This window comes from Streptomyces sp. NPDC057950 (assembly GCF_042887295.1).
GTDB classification, from domain to species: Bacteria; Actinomycetota; Actinomycetes; order Streptomycetales; family Streptomycetaceae; genus Streptomyces; species Streptomyces kaempferi.
In genome coordinates, this window is record NZ_JBHVPP010000001.1 from 908,250 (window position 1) to 931,832 (window position 23,583).

Genomic DNA, 23,583 nt, shown 5'->3' on the forward strand with positions numbered 1-23,583 from the left:
CCGCCCTCGTTGACCACGTCGTCGCGGGCGCGGCCGGCCCACGGCATTCCGAGGTGACACCGCAGGTCGGCGACCGGGGTCACCTCTGGCGCGGCGCCGGCCCAACGGTCTCGTGGTCCGCCCCGCCCCTCGCGGCCGTGACACTCGCTCGCACGCCGCACGCCGCACGCCGCACGCCGCACGCCGCACGCCGCACGCCGCACGCCGCACGCCGCACGCCGCACGCCGCGATCCGCGCGCCGCACGGCCGGGGTCGCGAGCCCCCCGGCCCGCCGCGGAGAGAATGACGCGTTCTCTCCGCGGGGGGCCGGTCCCCTTCGCCCCGGGGCAACCATGCGCATGCGGTATTCGTCCCCTCTTGTGGCTGTGGCACGTCCGGGCGGCCGAACCCCCCACAGGCATGGCGAGGCGAGAGAGACCGCATGCTCCGTATTCACTTCACGTCGTACGACCTCCAGAACATCCGAGTGGCCCGTCAGCCCGATCCCCTCTGGGAACTGATGTGCAGTGTGTGCCGGCTGGAGACCGGCCAGGGATCACTCGAATTCGGACACTGGCGCCGCTCCGTCTCCCAGCGGTTCGCGGGCGACTCGACCGTCGTCCGCGCACTGCGCCCCTTACGGGCCCTGATTCCCCCGACCGGTTACATTCCGGACTTCCTCACCCCTCCGGTCACCGGTGGCGGACTGACCGCCGGTCTCGACCAACTGCTGCGCACCCCACGCACGCAATTGGTCCGTGAGATGTCCCGGCTGGCCGAGTCCCGCCCCGTCCCGACCTGGGCCGGCTCACTGGGCCGTCCGGGCGGCGACGCGCTCAAGTCGCTCGCGAACGCCCTGACCGTCTACTTCCGCGGCCTGCTGGAACCGCACTGGCCGCACATCCGCTCGGCCGTGGGCAACGATGTCGGGGTGCGCTCGCGGGCCCTGCTCGACGGCGGCACCCAGGCGCTGCTCGAGGGTCTGCGCCCCATGGCGCGCTGGAACGCGCCGGTGCTCGAGGTGAACTACCCCGTCGAGCGCGACCTGTATCTGGACGGCCGCGGACTGCTTCTCGTCCCCTCCTACTTCTGCTGGCGCCGGCCCACGGCCCTGGCGGACCCCGGTCTCGATCCCGTACTCGTCTACCCGGTGGCGAAGACACCCCTCGCCGTCGCGGACGGCACGGACGGCGGGGTCGAACGCCTGCTGGGCCGCACCCGCGCCGCCGTCCTGACCGAGGTCGCCGGACAGAGCGCCCGCACCACCTCCGAGGTGGCCGAAGCCGTGGGCATCGCGCTGCCCAGCGCCAGCTACCAGATCGGCGTACTGCGCGACGGGGGCCTCGTGGCCAGCCACCGTGACGGCAAGTACGTCCTGCACACGGCCACCCTGCTGGGCCTGCGGGTACTCGGCACCAGCCCGCGGGTCCGGGCCCGGGAGCCGCGCCCCGTGCGGTGAGCGGTCCCCGGGCCGTGGCATGATCGGGGCCATGCTTGAACGCGTTGTGGCCGCCTGTGACGGGGCTTCGAAGGGAAACCCGGGACCGGCCGGATGGGCGTGGGTCGTCGCCGACGGCGAGGAGACGCCGACCCGCTGGGAGGCCGGCCCGCTGGGCAGGGCGACGAACAACGTCGCGGAACTCACCGCGCTGGAGCGCCTGTTGACGGCGATGTCGCCGGAGGTCCCGCTCGAGATCCGGATGGACTCGCAGTACGCGATGAAGGCCGTCACCACATGGCTGCCCGGCTGGAAGCGCAAGGGATGGAAGACGGCCTCCGGCAAGCCGGTCGCCAACCAGGAACTCGTCGCGCGCATCGACGAACTCCTCGACGGCCGCACCGTGGAGTTCCGTTACGTTCCCGCCCACCAGGTCGACGGTGACCGGCTCAACGACTTCGCCGACCGTGCCGCGAGCCAGGCCGCGGTGGTGCAGCAGCCCGCGGGCAGCGACCTCGGCTCCCCGGAGCCTCCCGCGTCTCCCGACACCCCCGCCGCCTCGGGCGCCGTCCGCCGCGCCACGGCCAAGGCGCCCCGGCAGGGCACGGCGACCGCACGGCAGGGCGCGTCGGCCCGCACCATCAAGGCCAAGTTCCCCGGACGCTGTGTCTGCGGCCGCTCGTACGCGGCGGGTGAGTCCATCGCCAAGAACGGCCAGGGCTGGGGACATCCCGAGTGCCGCACGTCCGAGACCAGCGACGTCTGATGCGCCCGTAGGACTCCAGGGCGCACGGCAACGCACGGATCGCCGAACCGGACAGAAGTCGGACGGAAGTCGGACGGAAGCCTGACCGAAACAGGCCGAAACGGACCGAAACGTATCGGGTCCGAACGAATCGGGCCGGAGCAACCGGCGGTCGCGCGGTGCGCGGGAGGGGCGGTGCGCCGGACGGCTGACGCGCGGGACGGGCGATGCGGTGGCCCCGCTGGGCGAGGGCCACCGCACCGTGCCCGGCGTCGGCAGGGGAGTGCCTCGGCCGGGAGTGCCGGTGCCTGGGTTCAGGCGGCGTCGAACGTGTAGAACGCGGTGTGATCCAGCAGGTCAGAGGGCCGCACGTCGTTCCAGGGCTTCATCGTCTCGCCGAGGTCGACCACGTCGGCCGTACCGGAGAGCGGCAGGTATCCGGAGTCGGGGTGGCGGTGCTGCCAGTCGGCCCAGAGCTTGTCTATGTAGGCGTGGTGGAGCCAGAACACCGGATCGTTGGGGGAGACGCCGGTGGCCATCTGCCCACCGACCCAGACGTGCACCCGGTTGTGGAGGTTGACGCCGCGCCAGCCTTCGAGGTGGTTGCGGAAGCCGTCCGAGGAACTGTTCCACGGAGCCATGTCGTACGTGGCCATCCCGAGCACGGACTCCACCTCCGCACGGGTCGGCAGTTCCCGGACGCCGCTGCCGAGCGAACGCCTCAGATATGTACGGCTGTCGACGCGCACGTTGATCGTCCAGTTGCCGGCGGCTGCCGCGAAGGGGCCGTCCATCACCCGACCGTCCAGGCTGCGACCGGTGCCGCCGAGGAGGTCCGGGGCCCACAAGGACGAGCGGGGCGAACGGTCGGTGCTCCAGTCCCAGTACGGCAGGGCGACCGAGGAGTCCACGGACTGCAGGGCCCGTTCGAACTCGAGCAGGAATCTACGGTGCCAAGGCAGAAACGACGGTGAACGGTGGCCTGTCCGTTCACCGTTGTCCGTGTCGCCCATGATGAAGGCGTTGTGCGTGGTGACGAAGGCGTCGTACCGGCCACTGCGCTTGAGCTGGAGGAGCGCGTCGACGAAACGCCGCTTCTCGTCGGCGGAGAGGTTCGCCTGGTTCTTGCGTACGGTCATGTGCGGGACTCCACGGTCTGCTGTGCGGTGCTGACGTGCTGTTGGCGTCGCTGCTATCGGGTGCGGGTGCGGTGTGGTCAGCCGAGGGGGGCGAGGGGCGCCCCCTGCAGTTCCACGACCGCGGCGCGGGCGGCGGCGCGCGGGGTGGCCACCGGGTCGTAATGGCTGACGACGCTGATCCAGCTGCCGTCCGCGTTCTGCATCACGTGCAGTTCCGTCCCGTCGACGAACACCCCGTAGCCGGAACCGTGATGGTGACCGCCGCCACCGGCACGACCTTCGATCCGGCGGCCCCGGTAGACCTCGTCGAAGGGTTCGGGTCCGTCGTGGTGGTGTCCGGCGGCGGGCACGGTGGCCGAGGCCGAAGTGGTGGTGAGCGCCTGGGCGCCGGCCACGGCGGCGAGGGCGGCCGCGGCCCGGAGTGCACGGCGACGAGTGAGTTCCGGCATGCGGATTCCTCCTGGGGTCAGCTCTGTTGATGACCCGACATGCCTATCGGTTCGTAGGAGAGGCGGAGAAATCGCCGGATGTCGGTTGGCTCCGATCAGGACAATTGATGAGATGTCGTCCAAGGTTGAACGAAGATGATCTTGCTGTCGAGGTCCCCGTGATCGACCGGAAGCCGGAAATCCTCCTGCCGGTCCGCGTGTCGTCGGTGATCTTCCGGGGCCGGTGGGTGTCGAGTGGTGCGGCTCACCCCCTCAAGCTGGCGTGAACCGTGAGACCGGTGATTCCCGCCGACCCCTGCTACTCTTCGTGCCCAATTGACCGCTCTGTGTGACATTTGGGAGTGCGCGTGAAGATCGCGTGCGTCGGCGGTGGACCGGCCGGCCTCTACTTCTCGATCCTGATGAAACGCCAGGACCCGTCCCACGACATCACCGTCCACGAACGCAACCCGCCCGGATCGACCTACGGCTGGGGCGTGACGTACTGGGCGGCCCTGCTCGACAAGCTCCACGAGGGCGACCCCGAGTCCGCGCGCGCGGTCCGGGCGAACTCGGTCCGCTGGAGCGACGGGGTCGCCCACATCGGCGGCGAGACGACCGTGCACCACGGCGACGAGGGGTTCGGCATCGGCCGTCGGCTGCTGCTCGACCTCCTCGCGGAACGCGCGCGATCCCTGGGGGTGCGCGTCGAGTACGAGCACGCGATCACCGCGGACCGGATGCCCGAGGCCGATCTGGTCGTCGCCTGCGACGGAGTCAACAGCGCGCTGCGCGAGGCCCACGCCGGCCACTTCGGCAGCGACGTCACCCTCGGCCGCAACACCTACATCTGGCTCGGCACCACCAAGGTCTTCGACTCCTTCACCTTCGCCTTCGTGGAGACGGAGCACGGCTGGATCTGGTGCTACGCCTACCGGTTCGGCGAGGACCTCAGCACCTGCGTCGTCGAGTGCTCACCGGAGACCTGGACCGGCCTCGGTCTCGACCGGACCGGCGAGGCCGACGGTCTCGCCCTGCTGGAGAAGATCTTCGCCGACCTCCTCGACGGACACGGCCTGATCGGGCGGGAGCACGCCGACGGCAGCGCGCAGTGGCTGAACTTCCGCACCCTGACCAACCGCACCTGGCATCGCGGCAACCTCGTCCTGCTCGGCGACGCCGCCCACACCACGCACTACTCGATCGGCGCGGGCACCACACTCGCGCTGGAGGACGCCATCGCGCTGGCCGGAGCCCTGGGCGAAGAGCGGGAACTGTCCGCCGCCCTCACCCGGTACGAACAGGAACGCAGGTCGGCTCTCCTGTCGGTCCAGAGCGCCGCCCGGCACAGCGCCCAGTGGTACGAGAACCTGCCGCGCTACGTCCGCCTTCCGGCGGCCCAGATGTTCGCCCTGCTCGGCCAGCGGCACTCCCCGCTGCTCCCGTACGTACCGCCGCAGTTGTACTACCGGATCGACCGGGCGGCCGGGCGACTGGAGGCGCTGCGCCGTCTCAAACGCTGGCTGGGACCGCGCGTGGCGCGTACGGTCCAGGCGCGCTCGCGCCGGTAGCCGCCCGCCGGGAGTCGGGCGCGCGTTGAGTGAATAGTGATTCACCCATTAAGGTGAATTCCTATTCACCTCTTTTTCGCGCGTCTACTCCTGGAGTGTTCATGGCGGCACTGCGTGACCGGCTGACCGTGCCGGTCCTCGCGCTCGGCGGGAGCCTCATGGCCGTCATGCAGGTGGTCGTGGTGCCGCTGCTCCCCGACCTGCCGCGGCTGACGGGCGCGTCGGCGGGCGCGGTGTCCTGGATGGTGACGGCGACGCTGCTGACCGGAGCCGTCCTGAACCCCGTCCTGGGACGGGCCGGCGACATGTACGGCAAGAAGCGCGTCCTGCTGATCGCCCTCGCGATGATGACGGTCGGGTCGCTGATGTGCGCTCTCACGTCCGACATCCGGGTGCTCATCGTGGCGCGTGCCCTGCAGGGTGCCGCGGCCGCCGTCGTGCCGTTGTCGATCAGTCTCCTGAGGGACGAACTGCCGCCCGAGCGCACGGGTTCGGCGGTGGCGCTGATGAGCTCGACCGTGGGGATCGGCGCCGCCCTCGGGCTGCCGCTCGCCGCGATGGTGGTCCAGTACGCCAACTGGCATGTCATGTTCTGGGGGACGACCGTGATCGGCGCCCTCGGGACCGTACTGGCCTGGTGGGCGGTGCGCGAGTCGCCCGTCCGTGAACCGGGCCGCTTCGACAGTCTCGGCGCGCTGGGTCTGGCAGTCGGGCTCACCTGCCTGCTGATGGGCGTGTCGCAGGGCGGCGAGTGGGGCTGGACCAGTCCCACGATCCTGGGCCTGTTCGCCGGCAGCGTCGGTGTCCTCGGTCTGTGGTGGACGCAGCAGCTGCGCGCCGAACGGCCGCTGGTCGACCTGAAGCTGGCCACCAGCCCCAAGGTCGCCCTGCCGCACGTGGCCGCGCTCCTCACCGGATTCGCCTTCTACGCCAACTCCCTGGTGACGGCGCAACTGGTGCAGGCGCCCAAGGCGACCGGTTACGGACTCGGTCTGTCCATCGTCGCGACGGGCGTGTGCCTGCTGCCCGGCGGGGTGACCATGCTGCTGCTCTCCCCGGTGTCCGCACGCGTGTCGGCGGCCCGCGGCGCCCGGGTGACGCTGGCGATAGGCGCCGCGATCATCGCCTTCGGCTACGGCATCCGCATCCTCGACAGCCGCGACCTGTGGGTGGTCGTCCTCGGCTCCGCGGTCTGCGCGACGGGCACGACCTTCGCCTACTCCGCGCTGCCCACCCTGATCCTGCGGGCCGTCCCCGCCCGGCAGACCGCCTCCGCCAACGGCGTCAACGTGCTCATGCGCACCATCGGCCAGGCCGTGAGCAGTGCCGCGGTGGCCGCGATCCTCGTGCACCACACGAGCCTGATCGGCGGCGCCCCGATCCCGACCCTGCACGGCTACCTGCTGGCCTTCGCCATGGCCGGTACGGTCGCCCTGGTGGCCTGCGCCGCCTCCCTCGCCATCCCCGCGGACCCTCCGTCCCGCGGCACCCGGCGTGCCTCGGGCGCCACGGAGGCGCCCCGGGACGGAGCACTGGAAGGAGCGTGAGCACCGTGTCCGTCCCGCCTCCCGGACCGGCGGCGGCCCCCAACGGCCTCCAGGCCCCGAACGGCCTCCAGCGCCGTGACGCCGAGGCCACGAAGGCGGCGATCCTGCGCGCGGCCCGTCACCTCATGGCGCGCCACGCGCACACGGACATCACGCTCAAGGCGGTGGCGGACCGGGCCGGTGTGAGCGCGCCGTTGATCCTCAAGTACTTCGGGAACAAGGACGCGCTGTTCGCGCGGGTGATGTCCTTCGAGACGGACGCGGCCGCCCTGCTGGACGCGCCGCTGGAGGATCTCGGCCCGCACATGGTCCGCCATCTGCTGGTCGGCCAGACCGAGCGGGGCGCCGATCCCGTCCTGCGGATCGTCTTCGCCCCGCTCCAGGGCGAACAGGGCGACATACTGCGCGCCAACTTCCGTACGCAGGTCAGTGATCAGCTGGCCGTACGTCTCGAGGGCCCCGACGCGGGCCTGCGCGCCGAACTCGCCGTCGCCACCCTGCTGGGACTCGGCGTGATGTACGGCATCGCGCGCGGATCCCGGCTGCGGGCGACCGCGATCGAGGACATCGTCGAGCGCTACGGCCCGACCGTGCAGGCCCTGCTGACGCCGTGAGCGCGTCGCCGGTCCGCCCGGCGCGGGACGCCACCGGTCGGGTGCGGGAGCGGACGCGCGGTCTCAGTTCACCCCGTGCGGGCGGAACTGGACGCTGATCCGTGGTCCGGCCGCACGTGCCGTCTTGGGTACGGCGTGCTCCCAGGTCCGCTGACAGGAGCCGCCCATCACGATGAGGTCGCCGTGGCCGAGGGGGCGGCGCACCGTGTCCCCGCCGCGGCGCGGGCGCAGCAGCAGGTCACGCGGGGCGCCCACGGAGAGGATCGCGACCATGGTGTCCTCCCGCGCGCCCCGGCCGATCCGGTCCCCGTGCCAGGCCACGCTGTCCCGGCCGTCGCGGTAGTAGCACAGGCCCGCGGTGGTGAACGGCTCGCCGAGTTCGTCGGCGTAGTGGGCCGACAGTGCGGCCCGCGCCTCGTCGAGGATCGGGTGGGGCAGCGCGTCGCCCGCCCCGTAGTACGAGAGAAGCCGCGGTACGTCCACCACGTGCTCGTACATCTGCCTCCGCTCCGCCCGCCACGGCACCTCGGCGACGAGTCGCTCGAAGAGAGAGTCGGCCCCGCCGAGCCATCCGGGGAGCAGGTCGATCCAGGCCCCGGCGCCCAGCGCGGTGCGGCGCGTCGCGTTCAGTGGAGCGAGGTGGAGCTCGTCGGTCTGGTCGAAGAGCGAGCCCTGGAGATGCGTGGACATGCGTCCAGCGTACTCCGTAATCGAATGCGCGTTCCATTCTGTCGGTTCCGTGATGGCGGCCGGGTCCCGGTCTCGGTCCCGGCGGGGGTCGCGAGGACGGCTCGCCCTGGACGGCCAGGTCGTCCCGAGCCGTCCAGGGGAGGGCGCCGACCGCACCCACGCCGGGGCCGGTTCCGTCTTCTCGGCGGTGGCAGGCAACCTCGCCCGCGTCGACGCCGTCTTGATCGACGACGGGTGGGCGGCGCGTCGACCATGGTGGGCCGGGGATTCACCGGTGGAGATCCGGCGCACTATACGCATTATGTATACATCGCGTGTATAGAGTGTGTGTCCATGCCATGCGTGGAGCCGGGACACCGCGCGCCGCCGCCCCCCCCACACTCCGTCCCACCGGGCGGCCGGACAGGCGCCGGCCCGCCGGTGGCAGACCGAAAGGCATCCATGTACGGCAAAGCCTTCGCCCCTGAGTACCAGGGCGCTCTGACCACCCTGTCCGTGAACTCCTCGCTGACCGACGTGCTGGCCGCGGGTACCGAGCAGTTGCGTGCGGCGGAACGCGCGGGCGCCCGCGCCGAAGCGGCCCGCTCGGGTCTCGCGGTCGCCGAGGCGCATCGCCGCCTCGGGCAGGTCGCGGACGCGGACCGGGCGTGGAAGGCGAGTTACCGCACCGCCCGCGCGGCCGGTGACACCGGCGCCATGGCGTGGGCGCTGTGGAGCGGCGGCACCCTGGCCCGGCAGCGCGGTGCCTTCCCGCTCGCGTGGCGGCTGCTGCGGCTGGCCGCCGAACTCGGCGGCCGGGCGGGGGATGTGGTCGTGCGTGGCTACTCCCTGGCGGGGCTGGCCGAGACGGGGCGCATCCAGGGTGACTACGCCGCCGTGACGGCCCTGCACGAGCAGCTCCTGGCCGAGGCCCGGGTGCGCGGCGAGGCCCGTCACACCGTGTGGGCGCTGGAGGGAATCGCGCAGATACACCGCAACACCGGCGCGTACGACACCGCGTACGCGTTGTTCGAGGAGGCGGCCGGGATCGCCGCCGGCGCCGAGGACAGGCGCGGCCATGCCTGGGCCCTGCGCGGTCTCGCGGACATCGTCTCCGTACGCGACCGGGACCCGGACCGCGCGCTGGAACTGCTGAGTGAGGCGGAGGTCTCCTGCCGCGCGATGAACCTCTCCGGCGCACTCGCCTACAACCACAAGATGCGCGGCAACGTGCTCTACCGGGCGGGGCGTTACGAGGAGGCCCGGGACGTCTACACCCAGGCGCTGGCGGAGTTCGAGGAGATGAGCGAGCCGCGCGGCCGGGCCCTCTCCCGGCTCGGACTGGCCAAGTCGCTGGCCCGCCTCGGCCGCGACCGCGCCGAGACGGAGGCGGAACTCGCCGATCTCGCACGGGTGTTGGAACGCATCGGACTGCGGCACGCGCGAGAGATGGTCGAGCGGGCGCGGACGGAACTCGGCTGTACGGCCGGACCGGTGGCGGGCGAGGCGGACGCGGACGAGGCGGCCGCCCGATGACGACCTCCACGGCCCTGCACGCGCCGCCCGGCGCCCCGGAGATCCTCGACCGCTGCCGGGAACTGGTCGCCCCGGCCCTCGCGGAGGCGATCGGCGGACTGCATCCCTGGGTGGGTGAGATGGCCGGCTACGCACTGGGCCGCTGCGAGGTCGGCGGTGCACCCGCGGCCCACCGCCAGGGCAAGGGCGTACGGCAGGCACTCGCCGTCCTCGGGGCGGAGGCGGTCAGGGGATCCGCCGAGGAGGGCGTGCCGGGGGCGGTCGCCGTGGAACTGGTGCACACCTTCTCGCTGTTGCACGACGACATCATGGACGGCGACGCGTTGCGCCGCGGGCGCCCCGCGGTGTGGAAGGCGTACGGCACCGGTCCCGCCGTCCTCGCGGGTGACGCGCTGTTCGCGCTGGCCGTGGACACCCTCACGACGTCGCCCTCGCCCCCGCGTTCCGGAGCGGCCGTGCGGCAGTTGACCACCGCACTGCGTGACCTGGTCCAGGGGCAGGCGGACGACCTGCTGTTCGCCCGGCGTCCGTGGACCGGGCCCGACGCGGTGGGGGTGCGGGAGTACGAGGTGATGGCCGAGCACAAGACCGGCGCCCTGCTCGGGTGCGCGCTGGCGGTCGGGGCCCGACTCGCCGGAGCGCGGGACGAGACGGCCGCCGCGCTCGACCGCGCCGGGCGCCATCTCGGCGTGGCCTTCCAGATCGCCGACGACCTGCTGGGCATCTGGGGCGACCCGGCCGTCACCGGCAAACCGGTCCACGGTGATCTGCGGCAGGGCAAGAAGACCCTCCCGGTCCTCGCCGCCCTCGCGGCACCGGGGCACCGCGCGCTCGCCGAACTCCTCGCCTCCCCAGGGGGCCTCGACGACACCGCGCTGCGCCGGGCCGCGGCCCTCGTCGAACGGGCCGGCGGCCGTTCCACGGCGCTGCGCGAGGCGCGCCGGCACCTCGCCGCGGCGGACGCCCTCCTGGCGGGCGCCTCGCTGGCTCCGCGCCCCGCCGGGGACCTGCGTACCGTGCTCTCCTCGCTCGCCCATCGCGCGATCTGACACCTCGTCGCCTCCGGCTCCGCCCGCTGCGGGCCGCGCCGGAGGCGCTGCGACGTCGGTCACATGTACCGGTCTGCGCGCCTCGCGAGGCAACCGTTCCCGGCTCTCACTCATCTGTTCGGGAGACGCACAACAGGTCACGCCGTGGTTACCGAAAAGCGAACATTCGTAAAGAGATCACCTCGAAGTTCGTGAAAGGGATCTTCTTCCTTTACATGGACATGGTGAATCGGTGAGGCTTTCGCCTCGGGGCCCGACAGCCCCCACGGCGATCAACTCCGCCGTGTGCCAAGGCGGTTGGCGATGCCGGCCGCCTCTGTTCGAAGGAACTCAGTGCGTAGACCCCACATACGCCGGATGGCGATCGCCGTCGTGGTGACGACGGCCGCCACGCTCCCGGTGGGCCCCGCCTTCGCTGCGGCCCCCGACTCGCCCGCCCGCCAGGCGACTTCCGCCTCCTCTCCGGTCGACGTGGCGCGGGCCGCCGCCTTCGCCCACGCGTCGGCCACCGGGGTCGGCCCCGGCGACACCCTGCGGGCGACGGACGTCATGACGGACCCGGACGGCAAGCGGCACGTCCGTTTCGTCCGCAGTCATCAGGGACTTCCGGTGCTCGGCGGCGACCTCGTGATCCATCTCGGCGGGCAGTCGGCCTATCTCGGCGTGACCCGGGCCGCCGACCGCAGCGTCGAGCCGTCCACCACCGAGGCGAAGCTGACGGCCGGGCAGGCCGAGCGGAAGGCCGCCGCGGCCGCCGAGGGCGACGCGGGTACCGCTCAACTCGTCGTGGACGCCCGGGACGGCGCGGCCGCCCTGGCCTATCAGGTGCGGGTGACGGGCAGCGGAACCACGTCGGCCGGCGGTTCCCGTACGGTCGTCGTGGACGCGCGGACCGGCCGGATCCGCAGCAACAACCCCGACAGCGACGAGTTCATCTCGCCGTCCCTGCGGGACAAGCTGCGCGAGCGGGGCGAGACGGCGGACCCCGCGACGGGCACCGCAGCGCGGCCTGCCAGTCTCTTCGCGGCGACGGCGGCAGCGGTCCACTACCCGGTCACCGCCACCGGCAGCGGCGCGTCCCTCTTCGTCGGGAAGGTGACGCTGACCACCACCCGTACCGCGCGCACCAGTTACCTCCTCAAGGACCCGACCCGGTGGAACACCGAGACCCGGGACGCAGGCGGCCGGGAGCTGGAATCCTTCACGCGGGGCAAGAAGTTCACCAGCACCACCGACAAGTGGGGCACGGGCACGACCGCCGACCGGGCCACCGTCGCGGTCGACGCGCAGTACGGCGTGACCAAGACGCTGGACTTCTACAAGAAGACCTTCGGCCGCAAGGGCATCAAGAACAACGGCACCGGTGCCCGCGCGATGGTCCACTTCGGCAAGAAGGTCGGCAACGCCTTCTGGGACTCGACGTGCGGCTGCATGCTGTACGGCGACGGTGACGGCGACATGTTCAAGAAGCCGCTCGTCGTCCTCGACGTCACCGGGCACGAACTGACCCACGGCGTCGTCGACGCCACCGCCGCCCTCGAGCCCACCCGGGTGGACCGGGACGGCAACCAGTACGGCGAAGCGGGCGCCCTCAACGAGTCGCTCGCCGACATCTTCGGTTCGAACGTCGAGTTCACCGCGAACAACCCGAAGAACCCGCCGAACTACCTCATGGGCGAGAAACTGGGTCTCGCCCAGAAGTTCCTGCGCCGCCTCGACCACCCCTCCCTGGACAAGCTGGAGGGCACGATCGACTACTGGTCGCCGGCGGCCTACGACACCGAGGTCCACGCGGGCTCCGGTGTCTCCTCGCACGCCTACTACCTGCTCGCCGAGGGCAGCGGCCGCAAGACGATCGGCACCGTGAAGTACGAGTCGCCGACGTACGACGGTTCGCCGGTGACCGGAATCGGCCGGGCCAAGGCCACCGCGATCTTCTATCGCGCGCTGACCCGTTACATGGTCTCCACGACCGACTTCCACGACGCGCGGACCGCCACGCTCAAGGCCGCCGCCGACATGTACGGCGCGACCGGTGCCGAGTACCGGGCCGTGGACAGGGCGTGGGCCGCCGTCAACGTGACGACCGCCAACGCCCCCGCCGCCAGGCGCTGACGGAATACGCGAGGGGGCCCCGCCGTGCCGCGGGGCCCCCTCACCGTCCTGGTGTCAGTGCTGCTGCGTCTTCTGCGGTGTCACCTCGCTCGGGCGCACCACGACCACGCCCTCGCCCTCCAGCTTCAGCTGCACGGCCTCGCCGGAGCCGCCGCGGATCATCGAGCCGATGGACTGCGACCGGTGCAGGGAGGTGTGCAGGTGGGCGGTCCAGCCGACGACCGCGTCGGTGTCGACGAACACCGGCTGCTGCGGGGACACGGGGATGACCAACGGGTTCCCGTCGCAGATCAGTCCCAGTCGGCCGTGCCCGGTGAACACGCTGTTGAACAGACCGCCGCCGGTGATGCCCGCACCCTTCACGGTCTTTATCTCGTACGACAGCGTGGAGTCGAAGCACAGGACGTTGCGGCCGTTGACGGTGAAGACGTCGCCCGGCTCGATGTCCACGATGAAGCAGTTCTGCGCCTCGTGCGCGAACCATGCCTCGCCCTGCCCCCGCACGGTCATCAGCGGAAGCCCCTCGCCGGTGACCGCCCGCTTGAGCATGCCGCCCACGCCCTGGCCCTTGCGCTCGAACTGCAGGTTGCCCCGGTAGGCGATCATCGCCCCCTGGCGCGCGAGCATGTCGCCGTTGACGGCGTACTTGATCGACTTGGCGTTCTGGACGGTCATGCCCGGCGCGACGGCGGGCTGCACCATGTGCTCACTGGAGAAAAGATCACCCTTCATGCGGGCATCTTGGCCCGGAGGGTGCCGTTCCGCCAAGATCGTGGACCGGGCCGCCGGCCGCTGACACGCGAAGGACCGGCCCGGCGCTGCTGGCCCGGCCCTTCGGGCGGGTCGTCAGGCGGCGTCGGCGGTGCCGACCGCGGCGGTGACGTGGCCGATGACCTCGGCGAGCTGGCCGGCGACCTCGGTGTCGTCGACCGGGTGGGTCTCGGCGAAGCGGATCACGGAGCCGGGAACCGAGAGCTTGACGTCCTCCAGGACCGTGGCGCCGGCGATGCCCAGGGCCTTGCGGGCCTCGTCCTGCGCCCACACGCCGCCGAACTGGCCGTAGGCGGTGCCGACCACGGCGACCGGCTTACCGGTGAAGGCGCTGGCACCGTAGGGGCGGGACAGCCAGTCGATGGCGTTCTTCAGCACGGCCGTGATCGTGCCGTTGTACTCCGGCGAGAAGAGCAGGAAGGCGTCGGCGCGGCCCGCGGCCTCGCGCAGCGCCACGGCGGCGGCCGGGACACCGCCTTCGACGTCGAGGTCCTCGTTGTAGAAGGGGACCTCGGCGAGGCCCTCGAACAGCTCGATCTCCGTGCCCTCGGGGGCGAGCTTGACGGCCGCCTCCGCGAGCTGACGGTTGTGGGAGCCGGCGCGTAGGCTGCCGACGAGCGCGAGGATACGAACGGACATGGGGAACTCCCGGGGACGAAATAATGCCGTAATAAAACGGACCGAGGTCCGTTTGGTGGTCTGTTCAAGGTTGTATCACCCAAGCGGACCGGGGTCCAGTTGTCCCCGGTTGCCGTTACGCTGTGTTCATGCCCACCCCGCTGCCGCCCTTCCCGAAGGGACCGGATCCGGCCACCCAGCCCGTACTGCTGGAGCTGACGTCCGGGCCCGAGGGCCCGCAGCTGCGCGCCGACGCGGCGCGCAACCGCGCCCGGCTGCTGGAGGCGGCGACCCGACTGGTGGAGGAGCGCGGCGTCGCCAACGTGACGATGGAGGCAGTCGCCGCCGCAGCGTCCGTGGGAAAGGGGACCGTCTTCCGGCGCTTCGGCGACCGCACCGGCCTCCTGATGGCGCTGCTCGACCACACGGAGCGGCAGTTCCAGGCCGCCTTCTTCCAGGGCCCCCCGCCGCTGGGCCCGGGAGCCTCACCGGCCGACCGGCTGCACGCCTTCGGCTGCGGGGCGCTGCGCCAGACCTGCGACCGGCTGGATCTGTACATCGCCGCCGAACCGGATGCCTCCCGCCGCTTCAACTCCGCCCCGTACCGCGTCCGCTTCACCCACGTCGCCATGCTGCTGCGCGAGGCCGTCCCGGCCGCGGACGGCGAACTGCTCGCGCAGACGCTCATGGGCTATCTCGAACCCGCGCTGATCCTCCATCTGACCCGGCAGCGCGGGATGACGGTGGAGCGGCTGGAGTCGGGCTGGCACGACCTGGTGGAGCGGAGCACCTGCCCGGTGCCGTTCCGGGCCTGAGAGCCGTCCCGGCACAGGTCACTTCGCGTCCACGGGAGGGAGGGGGCGGCCACGCCCTGGCCCCACCCGCCGTCCGGGCGGAGAATACGGGCATGGGACATCACCTTGACGAGGTGAGCGGACCCGCGAGGGTGGCCGGCCCCGGCGAGGACATCAGCCGGCAGGAGCTGGCTCTCGCCGCCCGGAATCACGGGCTGCCCCTGGAGGCCCTGCGCTACGACGTCACCCCGCCCGGACTGCACTACGTGCTGACGCACTACGACATCCCGTACGCCGAGGGTTCCCCCTGGACGCTCTCGATCGGCGGGCGGGTACGGAGACCGCGGGTGTTCGGGACGGCCGAGCTGACCTCGTATCCCGCCGTGACCCGGCGGGTGACCATGGAGTGCGCGGGCAACGGGCGGGCGCTGCTGACGCCCCGGCCGGTGAGCCAGCCGTGGCTGGTCGAGGCGGTGGGCACGGCCGAGTGGACGGGTGTGCCGCTGCGGGTGCTGCTCACCGAGGCCGGGGTGGGAGCCGGCGCCGTGGACGTGGTGTTCACCGGCGCCGACCACGGGGTCGAGCGCGGGGTGGAGCAGGACTACCAGCGGGCGCTGCCCGTGGCCGCGGCCCTGGGGGAGGACCCCGAGGTGCTGGTGGCGTACGCGATGAACGGCGGCCCCCTGCCGCCGCAGCACGGGTTCCCGCTGCGGCTGGTGGTCCCCGGCTGGTACGGGATGGCCCAGGTGAAGTGGCTGCGCGGGATCACGGTGATCGACATACCGTTCGAGGGCTTCCAGCAGGTGGCGGCCTATCGCCTGCGCCAGGACGCCGGTGAGGTCGGGGAGCCGGTCACCCGGATCGCCCCGCGGGCCCTGCTGGTGCCGCCCGGCTTTCCCGACTTCATGTCCCGGGCCCGGGTGGTCCGGGAGGGAGCCGTGCCCCTGGAGGGGCGAGCCTGGTCGGGGTGGGCGCCGGTGACCGGCGTGGAGGTGAGCGCGGACGGGGGCCGGGAGTGGCGGGAGGCGGAGCTGGAACCCGACGGCGGCCACCGCTGGGCCTGGCGGCGCTGGCGGTTCGCCTGGACGGCCACGCCGGGGCGGCACACGCTGAGCGTGCGGGCCACCGACGCCGAGGGCAACACCCAGCCGGTGCGACAGCCCTGGAACCGCGGCGGGTTCGCCAACAACCTCGTCCAGAGCATTCCCGTCCTGTGTGTGGAGCGCGACTGAACTCCCGGACGGCCGGGGGCTCGTGTGCCACCGGCCGCCCGGAGCGCGGTCAGTTGAACGGATCCAGTGCCAGGTAGGCCTGTTGGGGGTTGCCGTCGTGGACGAGCGACTCGTAGTTGCCGACGTCGTCGAAGGCGAACGCGTAGGCCTTGCCGTCGGCCATCTGCGCATGGATCTTACGGGCGTACTGGTTGGTCACCGTGTCCTGGTAGAAGCCGGCCGAACCGGTGTCCGGCTGGTTGGGATTGACCAGCAGCGTGGAACGGTTGAAGCCCGCGCACAGGGTGCGTGAGATCGGTCCGCGCACCAGGTCGTTGGGGGCGTCCAGCCGCTTGTAGCAGCCGAAGATGCTGTCGGAGTCGGGCTTCTGGAAGCTGGTGACGACCGCTCCGGCACTGTTGGTGAAGTTCATGACGCCGCCGGAGACGCGCCCGAAGTACTTCGTGTTCGGCTGGTCGCCGAACGGAGTCACCGTCAGCGTCGACGAACTGTACTTCTGCCACACGCGGTTGACGTAGTCGTCCATGACGGTCGCCGGGAGCGCGCCCGACTCGATGCCGTGGCCCGGGGCGAGAGCCCGCAGGACGGTGCCGTCGGACCGGGTCTGGATCAGGTTCGCCCAGCCGCCCGGCTGCCCCCGGAGGGCGTTGAAGAACCCGGTGTAGCCGCCGGCCTTGAGGTGACCGGTGTTCTTCGTGCTCCCGTCGGCGAGCTGGACCCCCACGGCGTAGGGGGACGAGAACATGTCGACCTGGGTGCTGTTGATCCACAGCCCTGAGTCGTTGAGGGTGTACTCGGACCAGTTGAAGAGGATGTTGCGGTTGGGGTCGCTCGGGTTCTGCACGGCCGGCTGCACCAGGCCGCCGGTCGTCAGCCGGAAGTCGAGCTTCTGGCCGTAGGAGAAGTAGATCCGGCCGGAGAACTTGGGGATGCGGATCGTCTTCGTCTGGCCGTTCGCCGGTCCGGGGATCGACGCGTCCGGAGCCGGTGTCGGCGGATTGCCTCCGGCGGGCCAGGCGTGGAACGTGCCGTTCGCGTCGGCCCAGCCCTGCTGTCCCGTCGACAGCAGGGTGCCGAGATCGTAGAGGTAGACCGCGTCGCCGCGGCCGGAGTTGTTGGTGACCTTGAGCGGGATCGTCTCCGGGACGGCCGCTTCGGCCCCGGACGGCGCCCCGAAGGTCAGCAGCGCCGCGGTGAGGGTGGCCGCGGCCACCGCCAAGGCCCGCCATGTGCGTTTTCCGTGCACTCTCTTCCTCCTTGACGTGGGGGTTCCAACGAGGTGGAGCACTGCGGACGGAAGCCGTCCGGATTCTTTGAGAGCGCTCTCAGAATTGCGGCGGGTGGAGTACATGTCAACGATTCACACAGAACTGGTCCGGTCCAACCTCAGGCGGCCGGGACGCGGACCTCCGCCGGGCGGAGCACCCCAACGGGTCAGCAGCGATCGCGGACGCGGCGATGGGCCCGGAGCATGGAACAGGCCCGTGGACCGGGTTCCGGACCGGCAGGAAGAGGACGAGCTTCATGAGCAGACGCACCTACGGTGACTCCCGACGGGGCAGCCGAACCCGTACGGGCGCGGCCCTCCTGGCCACATTGACCTGCGGCGCCGCGCTCGTCTCGTGCGGCACGGACAGTGGCAACGGCAACGGCAACGGCAACGGCAACGGCGCCGCGTCGGCGAGCGCCCGCCCCTCGGCGCCGGTCACGGGGTCGTTCTCCGGCAGCCCGCCGTCCGCCATGGCGTCGGCCGCCTCGTCGGCCGTGGCCTCCGCCCGGTCCTCGGCGTCGGCGGCGGCCTCGTCCCTGTCCGCCGCGGCGTCGGAGTTCGCGGCGTCGGTCTCGGCCGACACCGCCCGTGCGAGCGCGGCGGCGGAGGCCGAGCTGAAGAAGGTCCACGGCGGCGGGAACGCGAGGTCCGAGGTCGCGATGACCGGTCTGCCCAGGGGGCAGACCGGCGGGCTGCTCGCGGTGCTCGTGAGCATCACCAACAAGACGGACAAGAAGGCGTCGTACGCCGTGCGGGTCGACTTCGAGGACGCGAAGGGCAAGGTCGTGGAGACCCGTTTCGTGGGTGCGGAGAACCTCCAACCGGGCAAACGGGCCCAGCCCGTCGCCATCAGCAGGCAGCCCACCACACCCCAGCTGACCCCGCGTCTGACGCAGGCCCAGCGCTACTGACCGGGCACGCGACCCGCGTGCCGCAGCCCGCGACCCGCAGCCCGCAGCCCGCGGCACGTGGCCCGCGGGCGGTTCCGCAGTTCCGCGGTTCCGCGGTTCCAGGTTCCGGCCCCGCGGGTGATCCGGTTCGGGTCCGTTCCCGACCCGGCCGAGGACCCGCTCGGAGCCGCCCGCTCCCGGCTCAGGCCTCCCGGACCAGGTGCACCGACGTGCTCGACCAGTCGCCCGGCGGCAGATCGAGGACGAGCCCGTACTCCCCGAGCACGGTCGAGTGGTGCACCGCGCCGGTGCGCGTGTCGCGGTAGCGGGCCGACGGGGTCAGGCCGCGCAGCCGGACCGGCGGACGCGGGCTGCCGTGCCGGGCCACCCGCCGGTACGCCAGCAGCAACGATTCCGAGGCGTCCCCGGCGGTGTACTGCAGGACGGCGTCGGAGTCCTCCGAGGGCGGCGCGAGCCGGTCCAGCCGGCCGTGCTGCACCAGGTGGCGCACCGCCTTGTAGTCGGCCACCAGGGCGGCACCGTCCCGTAGTTCGTCCTCGGACCAGCGGGTGAGGTCACCTCCGATGCCCAGCGCTCCGGCCATCGCGACATGGAAGCGGAACCGCAGCGGGACCGTACGCCCGGTGAGCTGGTTGGGCACGTCCGTCACCCACGCGCCCATGGTGCGCGCGGGGTAGACCTGGCCGTAGCCGTGCTGGATCCACATCCGGTCGGCGGCGTCGGTGTTGTCCGAGGCCCACGCCTGGTCCGTGCGGGCGAGAATGCCCAGGTCGACCCGCCCGCCCCCGCCGCTGCACGACTCGATCCGCAGCGCCGGATGATCCGCGCGCAGACGGTCGAGAACACCGTAGAGATTGCGCACGTACTGCGGTCCGAGGCGGTCCGTGCCGTCCTGCTGTCCGGGCCAGCCCGCCTCGCTGAACGCGCGGTTCATGTCCCACTTGAGGAAGTCGATGCCGTGGTCGCCGACCAGCCGCGTCAGCCACTCGTAGGCCCAGTCGGCGACCTCGCGGCGGGCGAAGTTGAGGACCAGCTGGTTGCGCAGCTCGGAGCGGGGCCGGCCGGGGAAGTGCAGGACCCAGTCGGGGTGTCGGCGGTACAGGTCGCTGTCCGGATTCACCATCTCGGGCTCCACCCAGAGGCCGAAGCGCATCCCGAGACCGTGCACCGCGCGGACCAGGGGCGCGAGCCCGTCGGGGAACCGGTCGGCCGACGGCGTCCAGTCGCCCAGCCCCGCGTGGTCGCTGCGGCGCGCCCCGAACCACCCGTCGTCGACGACGTACAGCTCCACCCCGAGCGCGGCGGCGCGTTCGGCCAGGGCCTTCTGGCCGGCCTCGTCGACGTCGAAGCCGGTCGCCTCCCAGGAGTTGTAGAGCACCGGCGCGTCCTCCCGCGCGTGCGGCAGCACATGCGCCAGGACGTACGCGTGCCAGGCGCGGCTGGCCGCGCCGAAGCCGCCGTCGGTGCACAGGCCCGCGAACGGGGGAGCGGTGAACTCCTCGCCCGGCGCGAGCGGCACGGTCGTACCGTCGTGGCCGATTCCGCCGGTGAACCCGGCCCGCCCGTCGGGGGTGCGCTGCACGGTGACGCGCCAACTCCCGCTCCACGCGAGGGCGGCGCTCCACACCCGGCCGTGGTCCTCCGTCGCCTCGCCCGAGTCGAGCATCACCCAGGGGTTCGCGTGATGGCTGGTGATCCCGCGACGGCTGGTCAACACCGTTTCACCGTGGGCCAGTCGGTCCCGGTGGAGCCGGCTCTCGGCGGACCACTGGCCCGTGACATGGCCGAGCCGGTAGTCCCGCAGCAGCGGCAGGGTCCACGCGGCTGAGTCGGCGCGCAGCAGGGTGACCGGCTCGTCGCCCAGGTTGCGCACGACCGTCCAGCGCTCGATGACGTCCGTGTTGTCGCGCACCTGGTAGTGGAGCTCCACCCGCAGGGGGTAGCGGCGGTCACGGAACGACAGGGTCAGCTCGCCCTCGCGCACGTCGTGGCCGGCCGGCTGCCACTCGAAGGCGCGGGACCCGTCCTCGAACCCGACCTGCAGGGACGGTGGCCCGTAACGGGTCCCGCCGTCGACGGGGAGCTCCTCCCCGACCCCGGGTCTGCCCTCGAAGCTGCTGGCCGCTGCGGCCGGGGGGACGGCGGCGATCCGCTCGGCCTCTTCCAGGGTCAGCCGCGGGCCCCACGCGACGTGGCACGGCGCCCCGGTCTCGTCGACCCGCAGCGCGTACGAGGTGCGCGGGGTGGACAGCAGCCAGACCCCGGTGTCCGGGGCGAAGGAGATCGGCGACATGGGTCCTCACGTTCAGACGGTGCCACGTACGAGACGAGCGAAAGCCAACCGCGACCATGGATCACGTGTCAACCACCCATCCAGGTTTTGCATTCGCAGGTCACAGGCATCTCCTCGAGCATCCTCAGGCGAATCCTGTTTCTTTCATTGACAGCAGAAAATAATGACCCTAGGTTCCGGCCATGCGCTCGACCTCTCCCCCCGAGGCGTTCCCGGCCCATACGCCGGCCGCTTCCCAGATCTTCACCACCGTGCTGTCCCACGGTCCGCTCACGCGGTCGGAGATAGCGGGGCGGACCCGGCTGTCGGCGGCGGCGGTCACCAAGGCGGTCCGTCCCCTCATCGAGGCGGGTTACCTCCTGGAGGACGTCGCCGAGGACGCGCGGCAGCCCGTTCTCGGACGGCCCGCCAACCCGGTGCGGGTCGACGGAGGCAGGGCCCTGTTCATCGGGATCAAGGTGACGGGCGACGAACTCATCGCCGTTCTCACGGACCTGTGCTGCCGCATCAGGGTCGCCCGGCACGTGTCGCTCACGTCCCGGGCGCCCAGGTCGGTGCTGGCCTCGACCGCGGGGCTCGTCCAGGAGCTGCTGACGGAGGCCGACGGCTTCGGGGTGCGGGTCCAGGGCATCGGCATCGCCGTCTCCGGCGATGTGGACCGCTCGGCCGGAGTGGTGCGCTACTCGCCGTTCCTGGAATGGCGCGACGTGCCGCTCGCCGAACTGGCCGCGATGACCACCGGACTTCCGGTCACCGTGGACAACGACGTACGGGCCCTGACCGTGGCCGAGCAGTGGTTCGGCGCCGGGGTGGGGCTGTCCGACTTCGCCCTGGTGACGGTCGGCGCGGGCATCGGCTGCGGTCTGGTCGTGCACGGCCGGGTGGTCGCGGGAGCCCACGGCGTGGCCGGTGAGATCGGGCATGTCGCCATCGACCCGGCCGGTCCGCTCTGCCACTGCGGCAACCGCGGCTGTGTCGAGGCGATCGCCTCGGACTCGGCGATCGTCGCCCAGGTCCGGGAGGTGACGGGGGTGCGGGTGGCCGACGCGGCCGCGGCACTGGACCTGGCCCACGACGGCGACCCCGGAGCGCGCGAGGTGTACGCCCGAGCGGGCGAGGCGATCGGCCGGGGCATCGCCACCGTCGCCAACCTCCTCGGCCCCGAGCGGGTGATCATCTCAGGCGAAGGGCTCGCCGCCTACGACCTGTTCGCCGAACAGATCCGCGACGCGTTCGGCGCGGCCGCCTTCGGGTCGGCCGCGATGTGCGACGTACAGACCCGCCCGCTGCCCTTCGAGGAGTGGGCGCGCGGGGCCGCGGCCACCGCGATCCAGTCCTTCATCACATCGGAAGCGCACTGAGGACGGGGCGCGCACCGAGGACCACCCGCGCACGTGCCGTCCCCCGCATCAGCCATTCACCCGCATCGACCACGCACCCGCATCGACCACGGACTCGTGCCGGGTCCCGACCGTTCGACAGCAGACACGCACTGAAGATCATCACGTACTGACACGCATGAGGAGCGACGATGACGCAGCAGAGCCGCAATCCCCTGGCTGCGCGTGATCCCGGCCGGCGCAGGGTCGTCGGCGGGCTGTTCGGACTCGGCGCCGCCGCACTGGCCGCGCCCGTACTGACCGCGTGCGGCGGGGGAGCGGGGGCCGACCCGAAGACGGTCACCTTCGGCTCCAACGGCGCCGACGCCACCCCCAAGTCCGCCTACGCCGCCCTGACCAAGGCGTTCGGCAAGGACAGCGGTCTCACGGTGAAGACGAACACCGTCGACCACGACACCTTCCAGAAGAGCATCTCCACCTATCTGCAGGGCACCCCGGACGACGTCTTCACGTGGTTCGCCGGATACCGCATGCAGTACTTCGCCAAGAAGAAGCTCTGCACGCCGCTCGACGACGTGTGGGACAAGATAGGCGCCGGCTTCAGCGACGCCACCAAGCAGCTCTCCCGCGGCGAGGACGGAAAGTTCTACTTCGTTCCGCTGTACAACTACCCGTGGGCCGTCTTCTACCGGAAGAGCGTCTTCAAGGAACGCGGCTACCAAGTCCCCCAGAAGTGGGGCGAGTTCGTCGCGCTCGCCAAGCGCATGAAGCGGGACGGCCTGTCCCCGATCGCCTCCGGATACGGCGGCGGTGACGCCTGGAGCATCCTCGGCGCCTTCGACTACCTCAACCTGCGCACCAACGGCTACGACTTCCACATGTCGCTGATGCGCGGCAAGGTCTCCTGGACCGACCCGCGCGCCGTCGCCACCCTCGACCACTGGCGCGAACTCACACCCTACTACCAGCAGGGCGCGGGCGGCCGGTCCTGGCAGGACGCCGCGCAGTCGCTGCTCGACAAGAAGTCGGGCATGGCCGTCATCGGTCTCTTCCTCGGCCAGCAGATCACCGACGAGACGATCCGCGCGGACATCGACTTCTTCCCCTTCCCCGAGATCGACTCCGCCCACGGCCAGGACGCCGTCGAGGCCCCCACCGACGGCTTCATGCTCAGCCGCAGGCCCAAGAACGCGGACGGCGCCAAGAAGTTCCTGGAGTTCCTCGGGGGTGCCCACGCCGAGGAGCTGTACATGGGCGTCGACCCGAGCAACCTCGCCGTCAACGAGCAGGCGAACACCGGCTCGTACAACGCGCTGCAGAAGAAGTCCGCGGACCTCATCGCCTCCGCCAAGCACATCAGCCAGTTCGCGGACCGTGACAGCGACCCCGGCTTCATCTCCACCGTCGTGCTCCCGGGCCTCACCCAGTGGCTCGGCCACCCCGACGACGGCACCGGCACACTGAAGAAGATCGAATCCCAGCGCTCGCGCTTCTTCACGGCCTGACCAGGACCGGAAAGGTCT

At 71.6% G+C, this 23,583-nt stretch carries 20 protein-coding genes; 13 read left to right on the plus strand and 7 right to left on the minus strand.

Features of this window, described 5'->3' with window-relative positions:
• The first annotated feature begins 422 nt into the window (after positions 1 to 422).
• Entirely contained in the window at positions 423 to 1,439 is a 1,017-nt protein-coding gene (locus tag ACFVTC_RS04035; RefSeq protein WP_390123632.1) for a helix-turn-helix domain-containing protein, read from the plus strand.
• A 19-nt stretch (positions 1,440 to 1,458) separates the two neighbouring features.
• On the plus strand, positions 1,459 to 2,184 hold the full coding sequence (locus ACFVTC_RS04040) for a ribonuclease H (protein WP_390123633.1): 726 nt from the start codon (positions 1,459 to 1,461) through the stop codon (positions 2,182 to 2,184).
• A 293-nt stretch (positions 2,185 to 2,477) separates the two neighbouring features.
• On the opposite strand, the gene ACFVTC_RS04045 is transcribed toward ACFVTC_RS04040, so the two are convergent.
• Both ACFVTC_RS04045 and ACFVTC_RS04050 read right to left on the minus strand, forming a co-directional pair.
• On the minus strand, positions 2,478 to 3,302 hold the full coding sequence (locus ACFVTC_RS04045; protein WP_390123635.1) for a tyrosinase family protein: 825 nt from the start codon (positions 3,300 to 3,302) through the stop codon (positions 2,478 to 2,480).
• Positions 3,303 to 3,379: 77 nt separating this feature from the next.
• Complete coding sequence (locus ACFVTC_RS04050; protein WP_390123637.1) at positions 3,380 to 3,751, minus strand: tyrosinase family oxidase copper chaperone; 372 nt, start codon at positions 3,749 to 3,751, stop codon at positions 3,380 to 3,382.
• A 347-nt stretch (positions 3,752 to 4,098) separates the two neighbouring features.
• Between ACFVTC_RS04050 and ACFVTC_RS04055 the strand changes: the two genes are divergently transcribed.
• From ACFVTC_RS04055 to ACFVTC_RS04065, 3 genes are all read left to right on the plus strand, one after another.
• Complete coding sequence (locus ACFVTC_RS04055; RefSeq protein WP_390123639.1) at positions 4,099 to 5,301, plus strand: FAD-dependent monooxygenase; 1,203 nt, start codon at positions 4,099 to 4,101, stop codon at positions 5,299 to 5,301.
• 101 nt (positions 5,302 to 5,402) lie between these two features.
• Positions 5,403 to 6,848, plus strand: coding sequence for an MFS transporter (locus tag ACFVTC_RS04060; protein WP_390123641.1), 1,446 nt, complete (start codon positions 5,403 to 5,405; stop codon positions 6,846 to 6,848).
• Entirely contained in the window at positions 6,845 to 7,462 is a 618-nt protein-coding gene (locus ACFVTC_RS04065; protein WP_390123643.1) for a TetR family transcriptional regulator, read from the plus strand. Before ACFVTC_RS04060 ends, ACFVTC_RS04065 begins: the two co-directional genes overlap by 4 nt.
• A gap of 63 nt (positions 7,463 to 7,525) precedes the next feature.
• On the opposite strand, the gene ACFVTC_RS04070 is transcribed toward ACFVTC_RS04065, so the two are convergent.
• Complete coding sequence (locus ACFVTC_RS04070; protein ID WP_390123644.1) at positions 7,526 to 8,152, minus strand: alpha-ketoglutarate-dependent dioxygenase AlkB; 627 nt, start codon at positions 8,150 to 8,152, stop codon at positions 7,526 to 7,528.
• A 441-nt stretch (positions 8,153 to 8,593) separates the two neighbouring features.
• Here ACFVTC_RS04070 and ACFVTC_RS04075 point away from each other — a divergent pair, with 441 nt between their 5' ends.
• The 3 genes from ACFVTC_RS04075 (at position 8,594) to ACFVTC_RS04085 (ending at position 12,831) form a co-directional block, all read left to right on the plus strand.
• On the plus strand, positions 8,594 to 9,667 hold the full coding sequence (locus ACFVTC_RS04075) for a tetratricopeptide repeat protein (protein ID WP_390123646.1): 1,074 nt from the start codon (positions 8,594 to 8,596) through the stop codon (positions 9,665 to 9,667).
• Entirely contained in the window at positions 9,664 to 10,716 is a 1,053-nt protein-coding gene (locus ACFVTC_RS04080) for a polyprenyl synthetase family protein (protein ID WP_390123648.1), read from the plus strand. The genes ACFVTC_RS04075 and ACFVTC_RS04080 overlap by 4 nt, the downstream gene beginning before the upstream one ends.
• A gap of 333 nt (positions 10,717 to 11,049) precedes the next feature.
• On the plus strand, positions 11,050 to 12,831 hold the full coding sequence (locus ACFVTC_RS04085) for a M4 family metallopeptidase (RefSeq protein WP_390123650.1): 1,782 nt from the start codon (positions 11,050 to 11,052) through the stop codon (positions 12,829 to 12,831).
• A 54-nt stretch (positions 12,832 to 12,885) separates the two neighbouring features.
• Here ACFVTC_RS04085 and ACFVTC_RS04090 read toward each other — a convergent pair whose 3' ends face one another.
• Together ACFVTC_RS04090 and ACFVTC_RS04095 are read right to left on the minus strand one after the other, a co-directional pair.
• On the minus strand, positions 12,886 to 13,563 hold the full coding sequence (locus tag ACFVTC_RS04090) for an AIM24 family protein (protein WP_390123652.1): 678 nt from the start codon (positions 13,561 to 13,563) through the stop codon (positions 12,886 to 12,888).
• Between the two features lie 114 nt (positions 13,564 to 13,677).
• A complete protein-coding gene (locus ACFVTC_RS04095; RefSeq protein ID WP_390123654.1) occupies positions 13,678 to 14,241 on the minus strand; it encodes an NAD(P)H-dependent oxidoreductase in 564 nt (187 codons plus the stop codon).
• A gap of 128 nt (positions 14,242 to 14,369) precedes the next feature.
• Here ACFVTC_RS04095 and ACFVTC_RS04100 point away from each other — a divergent pair, with 128 nt between their 5' ends.
• Both ACFVTC_RS04100 and ACFVTC_RS04105 read left to right on the plus strand, forming a co-directional pair.
• Positions 14,370 to 15,035: a TetR/AcrR family transcriptional regulator gene (locus ACFVTC_RS04100; RefSeq protein ID WP_390123656.1), complete on the plus strand. Its 666-nt coding sequence runs from the start codon at positions 14,370 to 14,372 to the stop codon at positions 15,033 to 15,035.
• A gap of 92 nt (positions 15,036 to 15,127) precedes the next feature.
• Positions 15,128 to 16,246, plus strand: a complete 1,119-nt coding sequence (locus ACFVTC_RS04105) for a sulfite oxidase (RefSeq protein ID WP_390123658.1) — start codon at positions 15,128 to 15,130, stop codon at positions 16,244 to 16,246.
• Between the two features lie 49 nt (positions 16,247 to 16,295).
• Here ACFVTC_RS04105 and ACFVTC_RS04110 read toward each other — a convergent pair whose 3' ends face one another.
• A complete protein-coding gene (locus tag ACFVTC_RS04110; protein ID WP_390123660.1) occupies positions 16,296 to 17,597 on the minus strand; it encodes a glycoside hydrolase family 64 protein in 1,302 nt (433 codons plus the stop codon).
• Positions 17,598 to 17,770: 173 nt separating this feature from the next.
• Here ACFVTC_RS04110 and ACFVTC_RS04115 point away from each other — a divergent pair, with 173 nt between their 5' ends.
• Positions 17,771 to 18,427, plus strand: a complete 657-nt coding sequence (locus ACFVTC_RS04115) for a hypothetical protein (RefSeq protein WP_390123661.1) — start codon at positions 17,771 to 17,773, stop codon at positions 18,425 to 18,427.
• Between the two features lie 181 nt (positions 18,428 to 18,608).
• On the opposite strand, the gene ACFVTC_RS04120 is transcribed toward ACFVTC_RS04115, so the two are convergent.
• On the minus strand, positions 18,609 to 20,720 hold the full coding sequence (locus ACFVTC_RS04120) for an alpha-galactosidase (protein WP_390123662.1): 2,112 nt from the start codon (positions 20,718 to 20,720) through the stop codon (positions 18,609 to 18,611).
• A 182-nt stretch (positions 20,721 to 20,902) separates the two neighbouring features.
• Here ACFVTC_RS04120 and ACFVTC_RS04125 point away from each other — a divergent pair, with 182 nt between their 5' ends.
• Together ACFVTC_RS04125 and ACFVTC_RS04130 are read left to right on the plus strand one after the other, a co-directional pair.
• The gene (locus ACFVTC_RS04125) at positions 20,903 to 22,081 is read left to right on the plus strand and encodes an ROK family protein (protein ID WP_390123664.1); all 1,179 of its coding nucleotides are present in this window, start codon (positions 20,903 to 20,905) and stop codon (positions 22,079 to 22,081) included.
• Between the two features lie 170 nt (positions 22,082 to 22,251).
• Positions 22,252 to 23,565 carry an ABC transporter substrate-binding protein gene (locus tag ACFVTC_RS04130; RefSeq protein ID WP_390123666.1) on the plus strand — a complete coding sequence of 438 codons (1,314 nt, stop codon included), beginning with the start codon at positions 22,252 to 22,254 and terminating at the stop codon, positions 23,563 to 23,565.
• Positions 23,566 to 23,583 lie beyond the last annotated feature (18 nt).

What these genes read in the sequence shown, in the direction of transcription:
- ACFVTC_RS04035 (WP_390123632.1), top strand. Translation starts at nt 423, where the DNA reads ATGCTCCGTATTCACTTCACGTCGTACGACCTCCAGAACATCCGAGTG.
- ACFVTC_RS04040 (WP_390123633.1), top strand. Translation starts at nt 1,459, where the DNA reads ATGATCGGGGCCATGCTTGAACGCGTTGTGGCCGCCTGTGACGGGGCT.
- ACFVTC_RS04045 (WP_390123635.1), bottom strand. Translation starts at nt 3,302, where the DNA reads ATGACCGTACGCAAGAACCAGGCGAACCTCTCCGCCGACGAGAAGCGG.
- ACFVTC_RS04050 (WP_390123637.1), bottom strand. Translation starts at nt 3,751, where the DNA reads ATGCCGGAACTCACTCGTCGCCGTGCACTCCGGGCCGCGGCCGCCCTC.
- ACFVTC_RS04060 (WP_390123641.1), top strand. Translation starts at nt 5,403, where the DNA reads ATGGCGGCACTGCGTGACCGGCTGACCGTGCCGGTCCTCGCGCTCGGC.
- ACFVTC_RS04070 (WP_390123644.1), bottom strand. Translation starts at nt 8,152, where the DNA reads ATGTCCACGCATCTCCAGGGCTCGCTCTTCGACCAGACCGACGAGCTC.
- ACFVTC_RS04075 (WP_390123646.1), top strand. Translation starts at nt 8,594, where the DNA reads ATGTACGGCAAAGCCTTCGCCCCTGAGTACCAGGGCGCTCTGACCACC.
- ACFVTC_RS04080 (WP_390123648.1), top strand. Translation starts at nt 9,664, where the DNA reads ATGACGACCTCCACGGCCCTGCACGCGCCGCCCGGCGCCCCGGAGATC.
- ACFVTC_RS04090 (WP_390123652.1), bottom strand. Translation starts at nt 13,563, where the DNA reads ATGAAGGGTGATCTTTTCTCCAGTGAGCACATGGTGCAGCCCGCCGTC.
- ACFVTC_RS04095 (WP_390123654.1), bottom strand. Translation starts at nt 14,241, where the DNA reads ATGTCCGTTCGTATCCTCGCGCTCGTCGGCAGCCTACGCGCCGGCTCC.
- ACFVTC_RS04100 (WP_390123656.1), top strand. Translation starts at nt 14,370, where the DNA reads ATGCCCACCCCGCTGCCGCCCTTCCCGAAGGGACCGGATCCGGCCACC.
- ACFVTC_RS04105 (WP_390123658.1), top strand. Translation starts at nt 15,128, where the DNA reads ATGGGACATCACCTTGACGAGGTGAGCGGACCCGCGAGGGTGGCCGGC.
- ACFVTC_RS04110 (WP_390123660.1), bottom strand. Translation starts at nt 17,597, where the DNA reads ATGTACTCCACCCGCCGCAATTCTGAGAGCGCTCTCAAAGAATCCGGA.
- ACFVTC_RS04115 (WP_390123661.1), top strand. Translation starts at nt 17,771, where the DNA reads ATGAGCAGACGCACCTACGGTGACTCCCGACGGGGCAGCCGAACCCGT.
- ACFVTC_RS04120 (WP_390123662.1), bottom strand. Translation starts at nt 20,720, where the DNA reads ATGTCGCCGATCTCCTTCGCCCCGGACACCGGGGTCTGGCTGCTGTCC.
- ACFVTC_RS04125 (WP_390123664.1), top strand. Translation starts at nt 20,903, where the DNA reads ATGCGCTCGACCTCTCCCCCCGAGGCGTTCCCGGCCCATACGCCGGCC.
- ACFVTC_RS04130 (WP_390123666.1), top strand. Translation starts at nt 22,252, where the DNA reads ATGACGCAGCAGAGCCGCAATCCCCTGGCTGCGCGTGATCCCGGCCGG.